Origin of the sequence: Streptomyces sp. WMMC500 (genome assembly GCF_027497195.1) — a bacterium.
Classification (GTDB): domain Bacteria; phylum Actinomycetota; class Actinomycetes; order Streptomycetales; family Streptomycetaceae; genus Streptomyces.
On sequence record NZ_CP114905.1, the window covers coordinates 5,608,107 to 5,630,602 of the forward strand.

Consider the following 22,496-nt stretch of genomic DNA (forward strand, 5'->3'; position numbering starts at 1 on the left):
CCACCGCCCATTCTGTCCGTCATGTCCGTGGGATACCGAAGCTGACGCGCAGGCCGGCGCCAGCCGCCGGAGTGAACCGTTGCCAGAGCCCAGCCGTAGTGCCGGCCGAGCCCGCCCAGTGCTGCATCGAGAGGAGCCCGATGGCCGAGGCAGCCGCAGTCCTGGCCCGTTTCAGTGAACAGGTGCTGGGCGTCCCCCTGCCCGTGGGAATCCGCCTCTGGGACGAGAGCACGGCCGGTCCCGAAGACGGGCCGGCCTTCGTCCTGCGTAACCGCGAAGCCCTGCGGCGTCTGCTGTGGCGGCCCGGAGAGCTGGGGCTCGCCCGCGCCTGGGTGGCCGGAGACCTCGAAGTCGAGGGCGATCTGTACGAGCTGCTGGCACGGATCTCGACGCTGCTGTGGGAACGGGACCAGCCCGGCACCCGCGCGGCGGCGATCCGCAAAGCGCTGAGCGTGCTGACCACACCCGACAGCGTACGTACGGTGAGCCGGACGCTCGCCCTCGCGGGGAACGGGCTCCCACCGTCACCGCCCGACGAAGAGGTGGTGCGCCGTCGTGGGCCTGCGCACAGCCTGCGCCGTGACAAGGCAGCCATCAGTCACCACTACGACGTCGGCAACGACTTCTACCGCCTGGTGCTGGGCCCCTCCCTCGTCTACTCCTGCGCCTACTGGGAGGGGGACCCGTCCTCCACCGACTCCGGCGGCACTCTGGAACAGGCCCAGGAGGCCAAGCTGGACCTGGTCTGCCGCAAACTCGCCCTGCGCGAGGGGCAGCGGCTGCTGGATGTGGGCTGCGGGTGGGGATCGCTGGCCATGCACGCGGCCGAACACTACGGCGTACACGTCGTAGGGGTCACCATCTCCGGTGAGCAGGCCGCATTGGCTCGCGAGCGTGTCGCCGCGGCAGGGCATGAGCATCTGGTGGAGATCAGGTTGCAGGACTACCGGGAGATCGATGGCCCCCCTTTCGACGCGATCTCCTCGATCGGCATGGCCGAGCATGTGGGCAGGAAGCGGTACCGTGCGTACGCGGATGTCCTGTACGAACTGCTGAAGCCGGGCGGGCGGTTGCTCAACCACCAGATAGCGCGGCGCCCTGTGCGGGACGAGAAGGAGTACCGCATGGACCCCTTCATCGACCGGTATGTCTTCCCCGACGGCGAGCTGGCGCCCGTCGGCTCCACTGTGTCGCTGCTGGAGGAAGCGGGCTTCGAGGTAGTCGACGTCGAGTCCCTGCGCGAGCACTATGCCCTCACGCTACGTGCGTGGGTGGCCAACCTCGAAGCGCGCTGGGACGAGGCGGTCAAGCTGACCTCGCCCGGGCGGGCGCGGGTGTGGCGCCTGTACATGGCGGCCTCAGCCGTCGGGTTCGAGAACAACACCATGGGCGTCAACCAGGTACTGACGGTCAGGACCGGCGGTGACGGCCGGTCCGGCATGCCCTTGCGCAGCAACTACCTCGGGACCTCGGCCTCGGCGCTCGCCTGACGCGCCGCCTGGCCGTCGACGGCCCGCCGACGGGTGACCGCAGCTTACTGCGCGCGGGTGCCGCGGTGCCGGAGAGGGGCCCGAAGCTACGAGGCAATCGCCAATCTCCTCAACGTCGACCTGATCGCACACCCGCCACCGGAGCCCGTCGAGCCAAGCCGGGCGGTGGGCCGGTGGACCTACGGACCTGCGGCGCGAACGTGCCCGGATCAGCAGATCCATCGCCGAGCAGTAGGCGGCCCGCACGATGCTCGACGCCATCATCGGGGCCACCAGACGCTCACCGTACCGTGGACGGTGTCGGATGCCGCTGGGCAAGCGACAGCCGCCCGGACCAGGGCAGGCACACGACTGGGAGTGCCTGCCAAACAGCTCGGCGTCGGCCGTGTCGTGGCGGTGACGAAGTTCCAGCAGATCAAGTCCCTGGCCGGATCAGGCGCTGACGCCGCGTTCGCCGAAGACCTCGCGGACCACTCCGACGGCGTTGAGCGCCCGGGGGAATCCCGCATAGGGGACGGTCTGGATGACGGTCTCGATCACCTGCCGGGGTGACAGGCCCACGTTGAGCGCGGCGTTCACGTGTACCCGCTGCTGTGGCGCGGTGTCGCCGAAGGCGATCAGGCCGCCCAGCGTGACGAGCTGCCGCTGGGGCAGGTCCAGACCCGGCCGGGGGTACACGTCGCCGAAGGTGAACTCGACGATGTACCGGCCGAGATCCGGCGCCACGTCTTTCAGCGACTCGATGACCTCAAGACCGTGCGCGCCGTCGACCGCGCGCAGCATCTCCGCCCCCCGCCCGTAGCGGTCCCCGCCCGCGGGCACCTCGACCGGAGCGATGTGCTCGTGCCGCTCCTCGAAGACGGCGCGGGCGGCGGTCAGCGCGTTGAGCGTGCGGGGAAAGCCGGTGAAGGGGACCAGGTGGATCAGTGCTTCGACGATCTGCTCCGGGGCCAGGCCGGTGTGCAGTGCGGCAGCTATGTGGAAGCGGAGCTGCGAGGCGGTGTCTCCGGTTGCGGTGAGGGCGCCGACGGTGACGAGCTGCCGCTGACGCGCGTCCAGACCGGGCCTGGCGTGCACGTCCCCGTAGGCGAACTCGACGACGAAGCGCCCCAGATCGGGTGCGACATCGTCCAGGGCGGTGACGGTGTCGAGGGCGTCGGGGCCGGCGATCTGCCGCATGCGCGCCACGCCGCGCGCGTACCGCCGGGAACTCCCGTCGTGCGCCGCGGCCTGGCCGCCTGCCGGCAGGGAGGCGGTCATCGCGCCGGCTCCGCCGGCGGCTCCGTAGCGCAGCAGGGAACGGCGGCGGGCGGGCTTATCCTGCGGGATCGTCATCCTGGTCCTCCAGTAACCCTTCGTAATGGGTGATCTTGTCGCTGATGGCGGCGAGGTTGCGCATGACCGCCGCCTGCTCGTCGCGGACGCGGCGCTCGTGGGTGCGCAGCAACTCCAGCCGGTCGCGTACGGTGGCGTCCCCGCAGCGGCGGAGCCGGGCGAAGCGCAGCATCTCCTGGATGGGCATCGCTGTCGTACGCAGCCGCAGCAGGAATGCCAGCCAGGCGAGATCCGACTGCTGGTAGCGGCGGTGGCCGTCCGGGGCCCGGTCCACACGGTCGATGAGCCCGATGCGCTCGTAGTAGCGGAGCGTGGTAGGGCTCAGCCCGGTGAACGCGGATGTCTCGGCGATGGTCAGGGGCTTGGCGGTGGTCGAGGTGATCCGGGGTATGGACATGCCGGGGACGGTAAGGGTTGGAGCGCGCTTCAAGGCAACAGACCCCTCGTCATCCGGGCACGCGGTAGACGGCGGAGTCGCCCCAGGTCGCGGTGTGCAACTCGCCCGCGGCGTCGATGCCGAGGGCGACGGGCGAGTCGAGGCCGCGCAGGACGGGCCGGGTCGAGCCGTCGGGCCGTACGCGGGTGACCTGACCGCCCGCGCGGTCGGCAACGTACAACTCGCCGCCCTCGGTGACGACGATCCCCACGCCAGGGCCCTCGACGTCGTCCGAGAGGGGCTCAGGCTTCCCACCCGGCCGGATGCGTGCGATGCCGCCGTCGTAGTTGGCCACATACACGGTGCCGTCCGGATGCGCGGCCACCCCCACGGGGGTACGCAGACCGTCGGCCAGCGTGCTGCGTGCCCCGTCCGGTCCGATCCGGACGATCTCGTCGCTCGCCCGGTTGGCCACCAGCAGGTTGCCCTGCCGGTCGAAGCCGATGCCGGTGGGGGTGCGGAAGCCGTCGGCGAACTCCTCGAACTCACCTGCCCCGGTAGCCCGGTAGATCACGTCCGCGCTGTAGTCCGCGACGTACAGGACACCGTCGTCCCCCATCGCCAGCCCTGCGGGAGAGTCCAGGCCGTCGAGGTACGTCGAGCGGGCGCCGTCCGTACCGATGCGCTCCACGGTGCCCGCGGACCAGTTGGAGACGTACATGGCGCCGTCCGGGCCGAAGGCCAGCCCGGTCGGGGACGAGAAGCCCGTGTGCAGCGCCCCCGTCTCGTGCGCGCCGCTCGCGGAGGTCGGCGGCCCGACCGCCGCCGGGTCGCCTCCGTCGGCGCAGGCCGTGACGAACGCCGTCAGGAGTGCGCAGATGATGAGCTGTGACCGGTGGGAACGCATGATCACCTCGTGCTGGAGCGGCTGGCGGGTTCCGACTCGGTGAACGTACGAGTTGCAGCGCGCTACAACGCAAGAGGCGAAGTTCATGGCACGGATCCGGGTGCCACGACCCACCGGACGCCCCCGGACCGGGCCAGAGATGGTCCTCGGGGACAAGGCGTACTCGTCGCGGGCGATCCGCTCCGACCTGCGACGCCGTGGGATCCGGGCGGTGATCCCGCAGCCCTCGGATCAGGCCGCCCACCGCAAGCGGCTCGGCGGTCGCGGTGGCAGACCACCGGCCGGTGGCCCCGGCACCCGGGCCGCCGCCGGTCTCGACGACCCGGACCGCCTCGTCCGCGGCCTGCCGGAGGCGGTGTGCATGCACCGCCCAGACGAGCCGTAAGAGGCGACAACCCTCAGTCGGGTTGTCCGGTCGCGGCCTTGGTCTCCCGTTCGAAGGTGAGCAGGGCGTTGATGACGAGGGCCCGCTCGGCCGGTGTCAGGGGTTCGAGGGCCGTGCGCCAGGCATCGGCTCCGGCGGCCAGCCAGCTTTCGATGGCGGCGCGGTGTTCTTCGTCGATGCTGACGATGGTGCGGCGGCGGTCACCCTCGTCCTCGCGGCGCTGGAGGATCCCCTGACGGTTCAGGTCGCCGACCATGAGACTCACGGTCGTGGACGCGACCTGCAGTCCGGCCGCCAGTTCCTTGACCGTCGCCGGGCCGTCGTAGAGCAGCAGCGCAAGCAGCGACAGGTGACGGGGAGTCAGGGCGAAGTCACGCAGTTGGTCGGGGATGGGCATCCGCTTGGAGCGCGCCACGAGGCGGGGCATCAGGGAGATCATCTCGCGCACGCCCTCATCCAGCGTCGGCAGGTCCTTTGACACCGAGCACCTCCCGGTCTTAGGTTTGCAATCAAATCTATTTTAGAAAGCAACGCGATACGAGCCTTCAGGAGTACGCGATGACTGTCTACGACCTGGACCATCTCACGCTCGGTGTACGCCACCTCTACAAGGGCGCCGAACGACTGCGCCGCGAGACCGGGCTGCGCAGCCACGAAGGCGGCTGGCTGGATCAGATGCCCACGGCCAACCGGATCGTCCCGCTGCCCGGCGACGCCTTCCTCAACATCGAATCCGTCATCGATCACTGCACCGACGACCTGCCGCCCGGCGTCGGCGCTTTCGCCGCCTGGTTCGCCGGCACCACGCAGCGGGCCGACCACTGGATGAACTGGAACCTGCGCACCCGTACCCTGGCGGACCTTGAGGCGGTCGCGCGCCGCTTCGGCGGCACGGTCGTGACCGCACCGGGCTCCCACCGGCCCGACGGCACCGTCGCGACGACGGTCATGGCGCCCGGCAACGCGGCGGTCACCTGGGCGCGCGGGCTGCCGAACTTCTCCTACCACGCCGACATGGCCGCTCACCCCGCCCGCCGCGTTCCGCACGACCACGAGCGCCCGGTGCAGCGGATCGCATGGCTCGAAGTGGGCGGCGACCCCGCCGAACTCGCCCAGCACGTCGGCAGCGCGACGTTCGCCACCCTCCCGCTGCGCTTCGTCGACGCCCCGCCAGGACTGCACGGCATCGGCCTGACCACCCGTGACGGCGAGGAGCTGGCGGTACGTGCCCCCTCCGCCGCAGCCGACCTCGCAGAACTCGCGGCCCGCACGGCGTAGCGCTCTCGGCCACTGCTTCGACCCGCCAACGACGAGAACGGAACCTCATGGGCACCCTCCTTTACCGGCTAGGCCGCTTCAGTCACACCCGCCGCAGGCTCGTGGCCGCCGTGTGGCTGGCCGTCGCAGTCGCCTTCGGCGGCGCCGCCGCCACGCTCTCCGGCTCCACAGTCGACTCCTTCAGCCTTCCGGGAACCGAGTCCCAGGAGGCGTTCGACCTCCTGGACGAGCGATTCGCGGGTGTGCCGATGGACGGCGCCTCGGCCCGTGTGGTGTTCCTCGCCGAGGACACGGCGACGATCGACGCCGGCCGAGGGTGAGGTCCGCGACATCCTCAGGGACCTCCGGGCCGGTGAGCAGGTGCTGGAGGTCGTGAGCCCCTTCGACTCCGGACTGGTCAGCGAGGACCGCACGACGGCGCTCGCCGAGGTCACCTACTCCGCCCCCTACCCCGACCTGGAGCCGCAGACCAAGGACGCGCTGCACGCCGCGGCCGAGGCCGGGGAACGCGCCGGGCTGAGGGTCGAACTCGGCGGTGACGCCCTCGAACCCGAGCTGGCGGTCGGCGGCGAGCTGGCGGGCCTGGCCGTGGCGGCGCTCGTCCTGGTACTCACCCTCGGCTCCCTGCTGGCCGCGGGCATGCCGCTGGCCACCGGGATCACCGGCGTGCTCATCGGGGTCTGCGGCATCACCGCCGCCACCGGCATCGTCGACCTCGGCGCGACCACGCCCATCCTCGCGCTGATGCTGGGCCTGGCAGTGGGCATCGACTACGCCCTGTTCATCGTCTCCCGCTACCGCCACGAACTCGCCGACGGCCGCGCACCCGACCAGGCCGCCGGGGTCGCCGTCGCCACCGCCGGATCCGCGGTGGTGTTCGCCGGGCTCACCGTCGTCATCGCCCTCGCAGGGCTCTCCGTGGTCGGCATCAGGCTGCTCACCGAGATGGGTCTGGCCGCCGCCGCCACGGTGATCGTCGCGGTACTCATCGCGCTCACCCTCCTGCCGGCCCTCCTGGGCTTCGCCGGCCACCGGATACTCCCGCGCCGGCTGCGCCGGGGACGTACCACCGAGCTCGAACGCCCCGGACTCGGACGGCGGTGGGCCGGGGTCGTCACGCGCCGGCCGGGCGCGGTCCTGGCCCTGACCGTCGTGGCCCTGGGCGTCCTGACCGCACCGGTCGCGGCCCTGCGCCTCGGCTTCCCCGACCACGGCATCTACCCCGAACAGACCACGCAGCGGCAGGCGTACGACGCCATCGCCGAGAACTTCGGGCCCGGACACAACGGCCCGCTCATGGTGGTCGTCGACGCCGCGAACACCCCCGACCCGCAGGCTGCCGCCAAGGGCGTACGCCGAGCGCTCTCCGCCACCGACGGCGTCGTCACCGCCACTCCCGCACAGTTCAATCCCGCCCGGGACACCGCGGTCCTGACGGTGATCCCCGACGGCGGACCCGACAGCACCCGCACCGAGAACCTCGTGGAGACGATCAGAAACGACGTCCGCCCCGTAGCCGAACAGGCCGGCGCCACCATGGCCGTCACCGGCGGCACCGCGGTCCTCATCGACTTCAACGACACCATGGGCAAGGCGCTCCTGCTCTACCTGCCCGTCGTGATCGGCCTCTCGTTCCTCCTGCTGGTGGTCGTCTTCCGCTCCCTCGTCATCCCACTCAAGGCCACCCTGGGCTTCCTGCTCAGCCTGGGCGTCACGTTCGGCACCCTCGTCGCGATCTTCCAGTGGGGCTGGCTCGAACCGCTCGGCATCCAGCCGACCGGCGCGGTGGTCAGTACGCTGCCCATCCTGCTCATCGGCATCGTCTTCGGTCTGGCCATGGACTACGAGGTCTTCCTCGTCTCCCGCATGCGGGAGGAGTACGTCCACGGCAGCACCGCCACACAGGCGGTACGCCACGGCTTCGAGCACGGTGCCCGCGTCGTCGCCGCAGCCGCGATCATCATGATCAGCGTCTTCGGGGGGTTCGTGCTCGGCGACTCCAGCGACATCATCCAGATCGGCGTCGCCCTCGCCGTGGCCGTCGCGGTCGACGCCTTCGTCGTCCGCATGGCCATCGTCCCCGCCGTCCTCACCCTCGCCGGCGACCGCGCCTGGAGGCTACCGGCCGCCCTCGACCGAACCCTCCCCCACCTGGACCTCGAAAACCACCAGCTCGCAGACGACCCCACCCCCAAAACACCCGCCATCACGCCCGACCGGGACCCCACCCTCCTGTGACGCGCTTCCGGAGAGGCTCCATGACAACCCACCGACACCACGGCATGGCTGAGTTGCGGCTACTGGGTACCGTTGAACTGCGGGTCGAAGCCGGCAAGCCTGTCGACCTGGGCCCACCGCAGCAGCGCTGCGTACTGGCGGTTCTGGCGATGTCCTCCGGTCGTCCGGTGACGGTCGAGACCTTGATCGACTGCGTCTGGGGTCGGCAGCCGCCGGAAACCGTCCGGGACATCGTGTACACGTATGTCTCGCGATTGCGGCGAGTCTTTCGACAAGCCGGTATCCCTGACGTCCTCCGCCGCGGTGACGGCAGATATCGGCTGGAACTCGCTCCCGACGAAGTGGACCTGCATCGCTCGCGCATGCTCGTCCGTCGCGCACGAGAGGAACGCGAAGGGGCCGCTGAGCTACTGCGCGCGGCCACCGGTCTGTGGCGCGGCACTCCCCTTGCGGGCCTGCGCGGCGACTGGCCGGCCCGGGTCCAGGCCGGGCTGGTACGCGAGCGTGTCACCCTTCTCGGCAGACGTTTCGACGCCGAGCTGGAGTTGGGCCAGAGGCAATCGGAGAGGGCCCTGGCCCGTCCCTGCGTAAGCTCCACCACCACATCCTCCGCCAGGACCCCGGCCTGGACCACCACTGCGCCTCACTGCCCCGTCCTGCCGCAGCCCCGACCCTGCTGCCGGCCCAACGGCTCCCGGATGGAACGGTGGTCACCGGGCCGGGACGACGGCCCCGGCCGTCGATGCGCGGGAGGCTGATCGCGGCGCTGGTCGCCCCGTCTGCCGAGGGAGGGCACTCTGCGGGAGTGGCGCTCCCATGCACGCGCCCCGTGACGTCGGGGGACGGTTCGCCGTCGACCGCGTAGCCGCCGCAGCCCCGCGTGCGATGGCCTGCGGCACGCACTCTTCCCACGGCGGCCGATACCGCCGTGGAACCCGTAGTGGAACTTAGGGCACCGGTATGGCACGGCCGTGATCACGGGGAGGGGCCAATTCGAGAGGATCAAGCCTCTGAGCTGGCCCTTCGGCGTGTGCCCCCGGCAGGGCACCACACAGATGGGAACGGTCGTAGCCCCTGGTCGCCGGGCGGACGGATCTCCATCGGGTCCACCTTGCCCCTCTGAAGCCCCAGCGCTGACCGCGGGGAACTCAACTGCTCACCGGTCGGTCACGACATGGACTGAACCCGGCGTACAGACCGACTCGTCCGCCTTCACGGCCCTGAACTGGGTGTTACCTGGATCAGGGCCGTTTTCCACGTCTCTACCTACGGTTTCCCGGGGGTTCCCGCGCGGTTGCGTAATGGCTGTGTAACGCGATCTTGGTCGGGGGCAGCAGTGAGGCTGGATGACGGCTGGAGAGCGCTCAATAGGCGAGTCGGCGCAAGGGGACACTCGGTGTGTACGCCCGCGTCGGACGAGCCCTTCTGAGAACACGCCCCCAGGATGTGACCCGGGTGAACGGCCCTGCTTTCGCCCGCGTAGGCCACTGGGTGGAGCCGCTTGGCCATCCCGTCCCTTTGCTTGGCCGCAGGTTCGAGTCCTGCACGCGGCGCGGCGGTCATCTGTCAGCGCCCTCCGCTGCCCCGGGCCGGGTGACACGTGGAAGCGGCACAGGGGACGCCGTAGCCGCGCATTCCCGTTGGGCCCGCGGCAGCAACGCCGCCGCCGGTAGGCCGGCGGGGCCGGGGATGCCATAGAGCTCTTCGAAGGAGGCGGGGGGATTGGCCCAGCCGACCTCCCAGACGAGATAGCCGTACGTGTCCAGTGTCTTGGCCAGCCGCTTTCCCGGACGCACCCCGTTCAGCTCGCCCCACGCGGCCCGGGAGCGCCGCGACATCGGGAGGGGTGATCCCCGTGACGAAGCACGGGACTCCGACCCCGCCGGGTGGCGCGGGGTGCGCCCTGTGGTTTAGTCCTGTTCCCCGCTCCTGCGGGGAGGCCGAGGACGGCCAGGGGACCGAGGGGATCGGACGCGCGGATGGCCGAACAGCGGCTGACACTCGCGGCGGGCACGCGCCTGCTGCACATAGGCCCGTACAAGACCGGCACGACCGCGCTGCAGGGCGCGTTCCACCATTCGCGGGAGCGGCTGGCCGCGGGCGGCGCCGTGTACGCGGGGAAGGGCCGGCAGGCGCGGGTGGCGGCGGCCGCGGTGACGGGGGCGCGGCTGCGCAAGGGCTCGGTGACGCCGACGGCCGCCGACTGGGACGGGCTGTGCGCGGAGGTGGCAGAGGCCGGGGAGCGCCGGGTGATGATCAGCAGCGAGGCGTTCTGTAACGCGGAGGCGGACGCGGCGCGGCGGGCGGTCGAGGGCCTCGGCGGGGAGCGGGTCCACGTGGCGGTGACGCTGCGGCCGCTGGTGAAGATCGTGCCCTCTCAGTGGCAGCAGGACGTCAAGGACGGGCTCTGCACGCCGTACGAGGAGTGGCTGGAGACCGTCTTTCGCGGCCCGCGGCAGGATCCGGTGGCGGCGACGTTCTGGCTGCGGCACCGGCACGACGAGCTGGTGGCGCGGTGGGCGCGGGCGGTGGGCCCTGACCGGCTGACGGTGGTGGTGGTCGACGAGACCGACCGCGACATGCAGCTGCGGGTCTTCGAGGAGCTTTTGGGGGTCGCGGCGGGGACGCTGGAGCCGGAGGACGGGGTGATCAACCGCTCGCTGGCGCTCGGCGAGGTGGAACTGCTGCGGCAGCTGAACATCGAGGTGGAGGCCCGCGGCTGGTCGGGCGACCATTACCACAAGGTGATCCGCAACGGCGTGATGCGCCACCTCGACCAGACGTACGCACCCCCGCCGGACGCCCCACGCATCATGACCCCGCGCTGGGCGACCCAGGCCGCGGCGGCGGTGGCGAACGAGGTAGTCGCCGGCATCACCGCCGCCGGCGTCCGCGTAGCCGGCAACCTCCACTCCCTGGCCCCGCCCCTGACACCCCCCACCGCCCCCTCCGCTGCCCCGGCCGCCCCGCCGACGGCGACCCTCCCGGCGGAGGCTGCGGCGGCGGCGCTGTGGGGAGGCCTCCGGGCAGCGGCCCGCAAACCGAAGACGCCCGCCGCGCACCACCGCTGATGACTCGCGTGGAAGTGGAGGACTGTTCGCATAGGAGTGTCCAGCCGAAAGGTGCTGTGACCTGACCTGAAGCCATCTGTAACGGATCTGCTGATACTGGGCGGCCAGGAGGACAAGGCAGAAAAGGGTCGTGCTGGCCTGTAATTCCTCGACCAGGCCGCCCATTCCCTTCCTCGGCATGGACGGCGTCCTCAGCCCAGCCGAGCGTAGGCGATGCCGACCGCGGGACCCGGGTCTCGCGATCGGCATCGAAGACGACATGCAGCGCGCCGGCCTTCCCGTACTGGGCTGCGTCACCACGAAGAACAACTGGCAGAACCCCGCCGAGCCATCCACAATCCTGGCTAGCCGCCCGACGACGGCGTCGGCCACGTCGCCACCGCGATTCGCACCGCCTGGTAGAGGACTGTACAGCGCAGCCTGGGCGCAGCCCGCTCCCCCGGGGCCGGTACGACGCTCCTTCGGCGAGCGGGAGCAGGGGGTTGCCTCGATGCATCGGCACCGAGCGTCCGCCTGCACCTGGCTCCGGTGCGAGTTCTGCCGCGGCCGAGGCTCTCAGTACGCGCGAGGCTGGAGTCACGGGGGCGCCGGGTTGGTACTCCGCCTACAGATCGAACAGCGCGCGCAGTTCCACCTCGACGGCTTCCGTGACCAGCTCGCCTACCAGGCCGAGGTCGTCTTCGAAGCGGTCGGCGGACAGGGTGCGCAGCTCGGTCAGGGCGATCGTGCCGGCGGAGGGGGGTGGGCGACCGGGACGTCGACGACGGTGGACTTGTGGGTCTCCGGTAGATCAGCACGCAGGTGGCCGCCCTCTACACGTCGTTGAACACTTTGGAGGAGACGACGAGCACGTGGGCGGGAGCCGCCGGCGAAGTGGATCGCGTAGACGTGGCCGCACTTCAGCGGCCGGTCACCCGGCCCCCCGGGTCAGCGCCTCGTCCTCGCTCTCGCCGGGCACGGCCGTGGTGGGCATGATCCCGGCCTCCCGCCGCAGCCGCGTGGAGCGCTCCAACTCGTTCTTGATCATTTCCTGCCGCAGGACAGTCCGAGGGCTGCCAGGGGCCGTTGTTGGTCTCGGGCGGTGTGCCGGAGGTTGCGGCCGATGTTGGTGTGGCCCTTATTGGCGGCGGACGCTGATGGCGAGGACGCGCAGGTCGGCTACGACGCGGGGCCGGTGTCGGCTGCGGATCTTCGAGGTGTCCTCATGGAGGCGTGGTCGCGGACGTGGTGGAGTTCCGCTTCAACGTGTGAATCTTTCGAACAATCCCAGCTGTCCTGTATGCGTGCAGGTCAGAGTACGTTTCGTGTTCGAACGTGGTGGAATTCGACTGGAACGTTGAAGGGCGGTTCCAGGCGTCCGGCTATCTGTTTACGCAGGTCAGGTCGGTGTGATCGGATCGTTGGTCCCGGTTTGGGTTTCCCGGCCGCTGGATTTGTGCTGGATCCGAGACATACCCGCGGGGGTATGACGGGCGACGACTCCTGGCTCACGAACCGACCCCTGAGGGGGGTGGGGGCTGCCGGGTTGGCAGCCCCCACCGTGGATTGGACGGATCTCGCTTCAGCCGAGGGTTTGGTAGTTGGCGAATTGTTCGGAGGCTACGGTGATTGCTCCGGGTCCGTCTGGGGTGAAGTCTGCGAAGAATCGGAGTCTGCCGCTGTTGGGGGTGGTGGTCCAGAGGTCGAATGTGCCGTTGTTGTTGGCGTCGGGTGCGGCGGTGAGCATCGGGACGGTGTTCGGGCCGAAGTTGTTGGCGATGAGGATTCGGTGGGTGGGGTCGATCTGGCCTGGCCAGGTGGATGCGTCGGGGTTGATGGCGTCGTAGAGGAACAGCCCGCTGCCGTCGTTGTCGAAGCGGACGGCGAGGTCCGCGTACCCGTCCGCGTCGAAGTCACCCGGCGCGGTCATGGTGACGTTGTCGAGGGTGTTGGTGCCGGTGCTCATGCCGTCGCCGGCGGCCAGGAGGACGGGGTCGCGGAAGGCGTCGAGGTAGGCGCTGCCGCCCGGGTCGCCGTAGTAGAGCCACAGGTGCTGGCCGTCGTTGACGAGGAGGTCGGGGTAGCCGGGGGTGTCGATCTGGCCGTCGTCGTCGGTGTCGAGGGGGCCGTCGACGTCGCCGACGGCGAGGATTTGTTTTGCCCCTGTCTTCCAGTGGTTATTGGTCTCTTCGAGGACGGTCATTTCCTGGCGTTCGTAGGTGGTGGTGCTGCAGGTGGTGCAGGCGAAGCCGAAGCCGTTGTTCGGGTTGATCCACATACGTTTCTGGCCGGTGGCGGGGTCGTCTCGCAGCGCGATGAGGTCCTCGTAGCCGTCGCCGGTCCAGTCACCGCGGTGGGTGATCCGGGAGTTGGTCCAGTCGATGCTGCTGGCGAGACTTTGCTGGTCGGTGGCAGTGCCGTCGCCGTTTCCGTAGTGGCGGTGGAGTTTGCCGGTGCCGTCGACGGCCCACAGGTCGGCGTTGCCGTCGCCGTTGAGGTCGCCGGGAGTGTCGGGTGTGGACAGGCCGTTGACGTAGAAGAGGTAGGTGGCGACGTCGGAGCGGTTTCCGGCTTTGTCGAGGCTGCGGGCGTAGAGGTTGATCGGGCCGGTGAGTGTCGGTGTGACCTTGATGGAGACGGCGGCGCCGGGGGAGGGCGCGTTGACGGTGACGGGATCGGGGCTGGTGTCCAGCCAGTACTCGTAGGCGGTCACGTCCTTCACGCCGTTGGCAGCAATGGTGAAGGTGCCCTCGGTACGGGCCTCGCCGGTGTCGGCGGGCCAGCCTTCCGCACCGTCGGGGAACTGGGTGGAGGAGACGGCCGGGGGAGTAGAAGGGCGGTTGGGGTCGAAGACGAAGCGGCAGCCGGGTGCGCCGAGGGTGGGGTTCCAGTCGGAGGTGGCTTTGCCGTCGTCGGCCTGGGCTTTCCAGGAGAAGTTGCCGTTCGCCGTACCCAGATAGGGGGTCAGGGCGGACTTGGGCACTTTGACTCGTGCGACGGTGCCGGAGGTGACCGACACTGTCTGGTTGATGATCAGTGTTCCGTTGGGGTCGTCGTTGGGGTGGTGGCCGGTGGGCCACAGGTGGAATCGGGCCTTGACGGTGCCGCCGTCGCGGTCGCTGACCTTGGCGGTGAGGTAGAAGTCCGTGTTGCCTATCAGTCCGTAGGGGGACTGGTCTCCGCAGCCCTTGCTGTTGCGGGTGGAGACGGGCGCGGTGTCCAGGGAACTGGGCACGTTGGGGCGGGTGTTGTATTCGGTCGACAGGACGGAGGATTTGGCGGCGAACTTCTTCCAGCCGTAGACGTCCGTTTCGTCGGTGGCTTTGAGGCCGAGAGTGATGCTGTTCCACTTGCTGCCGGCGGCGTCCTTGGCCGCGGCGGTTGTGTCGAAGGCGAGGTTGCCAGCGGGGCAGTCGGAGGACCAGCCTTTGGCGTCGTTGACGATGTCGAGGGTCTCGCGTCTGTCGGGGCGGTTGTTCCAGGTGGTGTTCTCGTTCATCGGCGCGGTGCGCCAGAGTTCGACCTTGCGTGAACTGCACGACCAGGACCAGGTGTTCTTGATCCTGAAGGTGGACTTGGTGACGATCTTGTCGGTGGACCAGAGGTTCGCGGTGCGGAATCGGAAGTAGGAGCGGGCGAGCCCGTTGGTCTCGTTTTCGTACCCGACACGGGCGGTGGACGTGCCTCCGTCGAATCCCGAGCCGTTGTAGTAAGAGGTGTTGGGGTACTTCTGGTAGGCGATGGTCCAGGCCACCCGTGACCCGGAGACGGACGGGTCGAGGTAGACCGGGTACTGGGTGTCTGCGCCGGTCAGCAGATCCTGGTCGGGGGTGAGGGTGACGGTGTCCCCGGTCACCTCCAGGCCCATGGCAGCGTCGCGGCTGCCGACGGGCACCTCGAAGTCGCTCGTGGTGCGGGGCGCTTCCTCATCCCCGGCGACGCGCGGGGCGGTCACGGGTGGGCTGCTGTCCCACATGAGCGGGGTGGGCGCAGTGAACACCGTTTGTCCGGCCGGGTTGACGGCTTTGAGGTTGCCGTGATCATCGGTGCTGACGTCGACGCCGTCGGTGCCGAGGGCGAAGGTGATCTCCTTCAGCTGCGGACTGGCCGCGGCTTCCGCGGTCTTGACCACGAGGAGCTGGCTGAAGCCGGCCGAGGTGGCTTTGAGCTTGAGGTCGACGTCATCGAGCACGTTCGGGTAGGTGGCCGTATCGCCGGCCACCGTCGGCTCGGGCAGTGCCTCCGGCCACGTCCACGACATGCTGCGGCCATCGCGCGTCACGGTGACTGCCGGGGTGTCGCCGCCGCCGGAGAACCGAACGCCGACTTCTGCGGCCTGGGGGGAGAAGGTGCCGTCGGGGTTGGCCGCGAGTTCCGTGTCGATGGGCACCAGTCTGCTGCTCTGGCGAACGAACTGGGGGAGCACGTAGGTGTCTTCGGTGAAGGAGCCGTCCGGGTTGGCGAACACCTGGCTCGTCTCGGTGCGCCACGACATGATCTCCACCTGGTCGCCGCTCGCGGCAGCGGCCTGAAGGGCCCGAGTTTCCTCGGTCTGAGTTTCCTCGTACGGAGACGGGGCTGGATCGGCGGCAGCGGAAGCGCCGCTGAGCAACGGCGCGAGAACTGCCAGCGCCACTGTGGTGGTGAGTGTTCTCAGTTTCCGTCTCACGTAGAGGACCTCGCCCTTCATCGACGACAGATGGGTGCTCGGTGCGGCGAGACAGCACAGATCGGGAAAGGGTTGTACGCCAATCCGGAAGATCCTTAAAAGTCCTCTATGGGAACCGATACGTGCATAACGAATCGATGAAGATGGGCAGGTCAGAGCTACCCAACTCCCGGAAGTTCGGGGTAACTTCGCCGTCACTTTGGGTGATTCGATCTCGGTGGTGGGGAGACGTATGTCTTCGGGCGGGGACGGCTGTAGACGGCGCTTGGGCTGGGTGGGCACGCTGTGCGCCATGCTCGCCGGGCTGTTGCTGACTTCCTTCCTGGGCGGGCCGGTGGCCGCAGCAGCGGAGCTTTCGCTCCCCGGCCTGCAGGAGACCAAGCCGGTCCCGGTGGACGAAGTGGAACGCAAGGCACTCAAACGAACCGATGAGGCCGCCGACCACGCCCGCAAGACCCTCCCGGACAGTGCATGGCCGAAGGCCGGCACGGACGAGGCGGCCCTGCCCACGCCGGGGAACGGCACCGCCGATCTCAAGGCGGGCTCCGTGCCGTTGAGCCTGAAGCCGCTGGCCGGCGACCGCGCCCCCAGGCGCGTGCAGGCACAGGTGCTGAACCGATCCGCGACACAGGCACTCGGTGTCGACGGCGTGGCGGTCGCACTGCGGGGCGCCGGCGGTGAGGACGGTAGTTCTGTCCGGCTTGAGCTTGACTACGGCAGCTTCGCGCAGCGCTTCGGCGGCGCGTGGGCCTCCCGGCTCACGCTCCGGCAGATACCTGCCTGTGCCCTCCTCACGCCCGGCAAGACCGGGTGCTCCCCCCGGGGGAAGTTGGTTGGGTCGAGCAACAACCCCAAGGCTGGAACCCTTTCGGCCCGTACCGAACTCGACGCCGCATCACACCTAACCGGCGCCCCCGTCAGGCCCGTCCCTGCCGCTCAGCGCTCGGCCACCGGCTACACCGCCGGTGAAGGAACGGTACTGCTTGCCCTGACGGCCGCGGCCTCCGGAGCCTCCGGCGACTTCTCCGCCACGCCGCTCTCGCCGTCGGGCAAGTGGAGCGCCGGCGGCTCCTCCGGCGGCTTCTCCTGGTCGTACGACCTGGATGTGCCCGAGATCGCGGGGGACCTCCAGCCTGACTTGGCGCTGGAGTACTCCTCGCAGTCCGTCGACGGCCGCACCGCCGCCACCAACAACCAGGCCAACTGGGCCGGTGACGGCTGGACGATGTCCGCCGGGGCCGTCGAACGCCGGTTCGTGGCGTGTGAAGACGACCGATCAAGCGGTGGCAACAACCCGTCCTCGAAAGTCGGGGACCTGTGCTGGAAGACCGACAACGCCACCCTCACCCTCAACGGCCAGACCCACGAGCTGGTCAAGGACGACGGCAGCGGCGAGTGGCGTTTCAAGGACGACGACGGCACCCGGGTCGAGCTGATGACGTCGGCCAACCGGGCCAACGGTGACAACAACAATGAGTACTGGCGCGTCACCGCCCCCGACGGGGTCCGGTACTACTTCGGCACCCACCGGCTGCCCAGCTGGAAGGACGGCGACACCACCACGCAGTCGGTGTGGACGGTTCCGGTCTTCGGCAACCACTCCGGGGAACCGTGCCATGCCACCGCGTTCAAGGACTCCTGGTGCCAGCAGGCATGGCGCTGGAACCTCGACTACGTCATCGATCCGCACGGTCAGGCCCTGACGTACTACTGGGGCAAGGAGCACAACCACTACGGCCTGAACGTCAACGACGCCACCGGCAAGGCCACCTACACCCGCTTCAACCGCGGCGGCCACCTGGAGCGCATCGACTACGGCCTGGACGGCGACGCGCTCTACGCCGCCAACGGCGCCCAGGCACGTGTCGACTTCACCGTGTCGGAACGCTGCCTGCCCACCGACACCTTCGACTGCGCGGCGGCCAAGCTCAACACCACCAACGCTAAGCACTGGCCCGACGTGCCGTATGACCAGTTGTGCGGCTCGGGGCAGGAGTGCAAGACGTACTCGCCGTCGTTCTTCTCCCGCAAACGCCTGACCGGCGTCACCACAAAGGTGCGGGTCGACGGCGCCTACAAGCCCGTCGATTCCTGGAAGCTGGAGCACAGCTTCCCCGCCACCGGCGACGGCTCCGATCCGGCGCTGTGGCTGAAGTCCGTCCAGCGAACCGGGCACACCGGCGGCAGCGATATCTCCCTGCCCGCGGTCACTTTCTCCGGTCAGATGCTGAAGAACCGCGTGGAGAAGGCCGTCGACGCGGTACCGCCGCTGAACCGCTACCGCGTCTACGGCATCAAGACCGAGACCGGCGGCACCATCGGCGTCACCTATTCACCCGAGGACTGCACCGCGGGCAATCTGCCCGACCCGGCCGCCAACTCCAAGCGCTGCTATCCCGTGTATTGGTCACCCCCGGACGCGCCCGCCCCGGACTTCGAGCCCTACCGTGACTGGTTCCACACCTACGTCGCCACCCAGGTCCTGGAGTCCGACGACGTCGCAGGTGCGCCGGTGAAGACCACGTCGTACGAGTTCCTGGACGGCCTGGCGTGGGCCAAGGACAGCGATGAGCTGACCAAGGCCAAGCACCGCACCTACTCCGAACGCCGCGGCTATTCCCGCGTCCGTACGCGCGTCGGCGCCGGCAGCGAGACCAAGTCGCTTGCCGAGACCCGCTACTTCCGCGGCATCGATGGTGCGGACGTCGCCGACTCCGAGGGCAACAACGTCACCGACCGCGAAACGTTCGCGGGCATGGTCCGCGAGGAGATCGGCTACGGGCGCGATGGCGGCAGCATCATCGAAGCCACCGCCTACACCCCGTGGCGCTCGGCGGCCACCGCCACCCACGCCCGCGACGGACTGCCCGACCAGAGCGCCCACTACACCGGCGTCACAACCGAAGCCACACGCGAACTGAAGAAGGACGGCACCTGGCGCCGCACGACCACCGAAGCCACCTTCGACTCGTACGGGATGGTCAAGTCCGCCTCCGAGACCGGCGATTCGACCAAGACCGGGGACGAGCGCTGCACCACCACCTCCTACGCCCGCAGCACCGGCGCGAACATCATCGAGACCATCGCCGAGGAGAAGACCGTCGCCACCACGTGCGAGGCCACTCCGACGCTGCCGAAGGACCTGGTGTCCCTCAAGCGCACCTACTACGACGGATCCACCACCCTCGGGCAGGGCCCCACCAAGGGCAACATCACCCGCATCGACGAGCAGGACAAGGCCGGCACCGGCACCCAGACCGTCACCACCGCCACCTTCGACACCCACGGCCGCCCGCTCACCCAGACCGACATCCGCGGAAAGACCACCACCACCGCGTACACGCCGGCAACCGGCGCCGCGCCCACCAAGACGGTGGTGACCAACCCGCTGGGTCACACGCAGACCACCGAGATCGATGCTCGCCGCGGTATCCCCACCACCTCCATCGATGCCGCCGGCGCTCGCACCGACGCCGACTACGACGCCCTCGGACGTCTGGTCAAGGTGTGGCAGCCGGGCTGGGCCAAGGCCGACTACCCGTCAGCCCCGTCCCTCCAGTACAGCTACACCGTCTCCAAGACCGCGCCGGCGGCCATCGCCACCAAGACCATCCAGCCGGACGGCACCTACACCACCGCTTACACCCTCTACGACGGCCTGCTGCGCGAACGCGAGAAGCAAACCCCCGCCCCCGGCGGCGGCCGCGTCATCACCGAGACCTTGTACGACACCCGCGGCCTGGAAACCAAGATCTACCACGCCTACCACGCCACCGGTGATCCGTCCGCGAGCCTGGTCAAGGCAGCCGACAACACGGTGCCGAACATGACCGAGAACATCCACGACGGATCCGGCCGTGTCACCGACGCCATCTCCCGCAAGTTCGGCGACGAGACCAAGCGCACCACCAGCAGCTACAGCGCCGACCAGACCACCGTCATCCCACCCGACGGCGGCACCGCCACGACCGACCTCACCGACGCCCGCGGCCGCACGGTCGAGCGCCGCCAGTACACGAACGCCGCCCGCACGACCCATCAGTCCACGGCCTACGCCTACGACAAGCACGACCAGCTCGCAACGATGACCGACCCCGCCGGCAACATCTGGACCTGGACCCGCGACGCCCGCGGCAACGTGACCGAGGCGAAGGACCCCGACAAGGGCACCTCGACCACCACGTTCAACGCCGCCGACCAGCCCGCCACCGTCACCGACGCCCGCGACGTCACCCTGAGTACGAGCTACGACGACCTCGGCCGCCCGACCGCCGTCAAGAAGGGCGAGCAGACCCGCGCCGAATGGGTCTACGACACCCTCGCCGAGGGACAGCTCACCTCCACCACCCGCATCCACGACGGCAGCCGCTACACCACCGCGGTCGAGGGCTACAACGCCCGCATCCAGCCCACCGCCACCACCGTCACCGTCCCGGACACCGCCGGGGCGCTGGCCGGCATCTACCGCGTCGGTTACACCTACGATCCCGAGACCGGCAAGCGCACCTCGATCAGCCAGCCCGGCGTCGGCGGGCTGCCGAGCGAGCGGACGGCGACCGAATACAACTCCCTGGGTCTGCCCACCGCCACCAGCAGCGGCGGTGTCGCTCTGGTCTCCCAGGTCTCCTACGACAGCTTCGCCCGCCCCGTCCGCACCGAGTACGGCTCCGGCGACCGCAAGCTGTACCGCACCCACGAGTACGATGAGCACACCGGCGACCTCACCCGCCAGGTCACCGACCGCACCACCGGCCCGCAACGCTTGGACGACGTGCGCTACACCCGTGACGACGCCGGGAACATCACCTCCCAGACCACCACCAGCGGTCAGGACGCCCAGCAGACCACCGACCGCCAGTGCTACGCCACCGACGCACTGCGCCGCCTGACCGACGCCTGGACCACCACCGCCGACACCTGCTCCAACGAACCCGCCCCCGCGAGCGTCGGCGGCGGCGCCGAAGCGTACTGGCACTCCTACACCTACGACGCCATCGGCAACCGCACCACCGAGACCCAGCACGCCGTCGCCGGCACCGCCACCGACCAGGACGTCACCCGCACCTACGCCCAGCCCGCCCCCGGCCAGCCCCGCCCCCACAGCACCACCGAGGTCACCACCGCCGGCGGCACGGCCAACGGCACCAGCGAAACCCTCGACTACGACGCCACCGGCAACATGACCACCCGCACCGGCGGCACCGCCGACCAGACCTACACCTGGGACGACGAAGGCCACCTCGCCACCGCCACCGAAGCCGGCACCACCACCGACTACGTCTACGACACCGACGGCAACCGCCTGCTGGAAACGACCAGCGACAACACCGCCACCCTCTACCTGCCCGAAGGCAACGAACTCCGCCTCAACGCCGACGGCAGCGTCACCGGCACCCGCTATTACGCCCACGACGGCGAAACCGTCGCCGTCCGCACCCCGGGCAGCCCCATGCACTTCCTGGTCTCCGACCACCAGGGCACCGCCATGCTCGCCGTCTCCCTCGCCGTCGGCCAGGCCGTCATCCGCCGCAAACAACTCCCCTTCGGCGCCCCCCGCCCCACCACCCCCACCGGCACCGAACCCGACTTCCCCGGCACCAAGGGCTTCGTCGGCGGCACCCTCGACGACACCGGCCTGACCCACATAGGCGCCCGCGAATACGACCCCACCCTCGGCGCCTTCATCTCCCCCGACCCCCTCCTCGACCCCGCCAACCCCCTCCAGGCCAACGCCTACACCTACGCCAACAACACCCCCGTCACCGCATCCGACCCCACCGGTGAGATGCTCTACGACGAAGTCACCAAACACGGCTACGGCAACAACAAGGTCCGCAAAAGCTGGTACCGCAAACAGGGCTACACCAACAGCCGGGGCTACGTCACCAGCAAGTACCGCGCCCTCGTCCGCCACAACACCAGAAGCTTCAACTCCTACTGGGCCCAAACCCGAGCCCAACAAGCCAGAGCCCAGGAAGAGCGCTACCGCCTCGACAGCATCAAACGCGCCCAACTCCTCGCCGCCGCAAAGGCCAAAGCCGAATGGCAGAGAAAGCAGAACGAGAGAAGAGGCGGCATTCTGAGTAACCTGGTCCGAGGCGACATCGGAGGAGCGGTCGACGCATTTACCCGAAAATACGTACCTGAGTCGGGCGGAATCTGTGCCAATTTCGGCGCGTCGTTCGGTCTGTCAGTCGGTCTCAGCGCGTGCATCGTGAACATCGAAGGACCTGATGGCGAGTCCCACTCTTCACTCACCGTGGCACCCTCCGTTGGCCTGGGTGGGGTAGAGTTGAACGCTTCCGTAGATACTGCATATACGAATGCGGACGATATCAGTCAACTTGAAGGGTGGGGAGGCCAACTCGACCTCAACGAGGGTGAGATAGTCTCTGCGCATCAGTCGCTCGCCACGGGTGGCACACGGAACAGCAAGGGTGGACAAGTGTACTTTTCCCAAATTGGAGTCGGAGGTGGCGTAAACTACCTTCCACCAGCCATACCGGCCAACATGACTGGTGGAGTTTCGTATACGTTCACGCCCTTTGGATTCAATTGAGGAAGGAGTTGCCCGGGATGTTCGACACTTCCACCAGTGTCATGGCAGCAGAATATGCGGGGCAGACTTCTTCCGGGGCGAAGATGTTTACCCTGTTCGTGGGGCTGATCTTCTGTGCGTTCGGATTGCTTTGCTTCATTCGGTATCGCGATGTAGCGAGGTTCCTGCAGTCTCTTGTCTCGCAGACGGGCTCTCGCGTAAAGGGCGAG

Annotated in this window: 11 protein-coding genes and 1 pseudogene; 7 read left to right on the forward strand and 5 right to left on the reverse strand. The window is 69.0% G+C overall.

The features are described 5' to 3' along the window. The first annotated feature begins 140 nt into the window (after positions 1-140). Positions 141-1,490, forward strand: a complete 1,350-nt coding sequence (locus O7599_RS24210) for a cyclopropane-fatty-acyl-phospholipid synthase family protein (RefSeq protein WP_281617718.1) — start codon at positions 141-143, stop codon at positions 1,488-1,490. Between the two features lie 432 nt (positions 1,491-1,922). Here the strand turns inward: O7599_RS24210 and O7599_RS24215 are convergent, their stop codons facing one another. The 3 genes from O7599_RS24215 to O7599_RS24225 are packed head-to-tail and all read right to left on the reverse strand — an operon-like array spanning position 1,923 to position 4,108. Beyond that, positions 1,923-2,825: a carboxymuconolactone decarboxylase family protein gene (locus tag O7599_RS24215; RefSeq protein WP_281617719.1), complete on the reverse strand. Its 903-nt coding sequence runs from the start codon at positions 2,823-2,825 to the stop codon at positions 1,923-1,925. Then, entirely contained in the window at positions 2,806-3,222 is a 417-nt protein-coding gene (locus tag O7599_RS24220; protein ID WP_281617720.1) for a MerR family transcriptional regulator, read from the reverse strand. Before O7599_RS24220 ends, O7599_RS24215 begins: the two co-directional genes overlap by 20 nt. 49 nt (positions 3,223-3,271) lie before the next feature. Further along, on the reverse strand, positions 3,272-4,108 hold the full coding sequence (locus tag O7599_RS24225; protein ID WP_281617721.1) for an NHL repeat-containing protein: 837 nt from the start codon (positions 4,106-4,108) through the stop codon (positions 3,272-3,274). Between the two features lie 85 nt (positions 4,109-4,193). Between O7599_RS24225 and O7599_RS24230 the strand changes: the two are divergent. After that, positions 4,194-4,385 (forward strand): annotated as a pseudogene (locus O7599_RS24230) (IS5/IS1182 family transposase); the annotation flags it as partial. Between the two features lie 121 nt (positions 4,386-4,506). Here O7599_RS24230 and O7599_RS24235 read toward each other — a convergent pair. After that, positions 4,507-4,932, reverse strand: a complete 426-nt coding sequence (locus O7599_RS24235; protein ID WP_281623493.1) for a MarR family winged helix-turn-helix transcriptional regulator — start codon at positions 4,930-4,932, stop codon at positions 4,507-4,509. Between the two features lie 119 nt (positions 4,933-5,051). Between O7599_RS24235 and O7599_RS24240 the strand changes: the two genes are divergently transcribed. The 4 genes from O7599_RS24240 to O7599_RS24255 all read left to right on the forward strand — a co-directional run bounded on the left by O7599_RS24240 (position 5,052) and on the right by O7599_RS24255 (position 11,080). After that, positions 5,052-5,771 carry a VOC family protein gene (locus tag O7599_RS24240; protein WP_281617722.1) on the forward strand — a complete coding sequence of 240 codons (720 nt, stop codon included), beginning with the start codon at positions 5,052-5,054 and terminating at the stop codon, positions 5,769-5,771. Between the two features lie 47 nt (positions 5,772-5,818). Further along, on the forward strand, positions 5,819-6,091 hold the full coding sequence (locus O7599_RS24245; RefSeq protein ID WP_281617723.1) for a hypothetical protein: 273 nt from the start codon (positions 5,819-5,821) through the stop codon (positions 6,089-6,091). Positions 6,092-6,131: 40 nt separating this feature from the next. Further along, complete coding sequence (locus tag O7599_RS24250; RefSeq protein ID WP_281617724.1) at positions 6,132-8,009, forward strand: MMPL family transporter; 1,878 nt, start codon at positions 6,132-6,134, stop codon at positions 8,007-8,009. Between the two features lie 1,979 nt (positions 8,010-9,988). Beyond that, positions 9,989-11,080 carry a hypothetical protein gene (locus tag O7599_RS24255; protein ID WP_281617725.1) on the forward strand — a complete coding sequence of 364 codons (1,092 nt, stop codon included), beginning with the start codon at positions 9,989-9,991 and terminating at the stop codon, positions 11,078-11,080. A 1,561-nt stretch (positions 11,081-12,641) separates the two neighbouring features. Here the strand turns inward: O7599_RS24255 and O7599_RS24260 are convergent. After that, complete coding sequence (locus tag O7599_RS24260; RefSeq protein WP_281617726.1) at positions 12,642-15,554, reverse strand: FG-GAP-like repeat-containing protein; 2,913 nt, start codon at positions 15,552-15,554, stop codon at positions 12,642-12,644. Between the two features lie 466 nt (positions 15,555-16,020). Here O7599_RS24260 and O7599_RS24265 point away from each other — a divergent pair, with 466 nt between their 5' ends. Then, positions 16,021-22,287 (forward strand): RHS repeat-associated core domain-containing protein, encoded by a 6,267-nt coding sequence (locus O7599_RS24265; protein ID WP_281617727.1) that lies wholly within the window; start codon positions 16,021-16,023, stop codon positions 22,285-22,287. Positions 22,288-22,496: the final 209 nt, after the last annotated feature.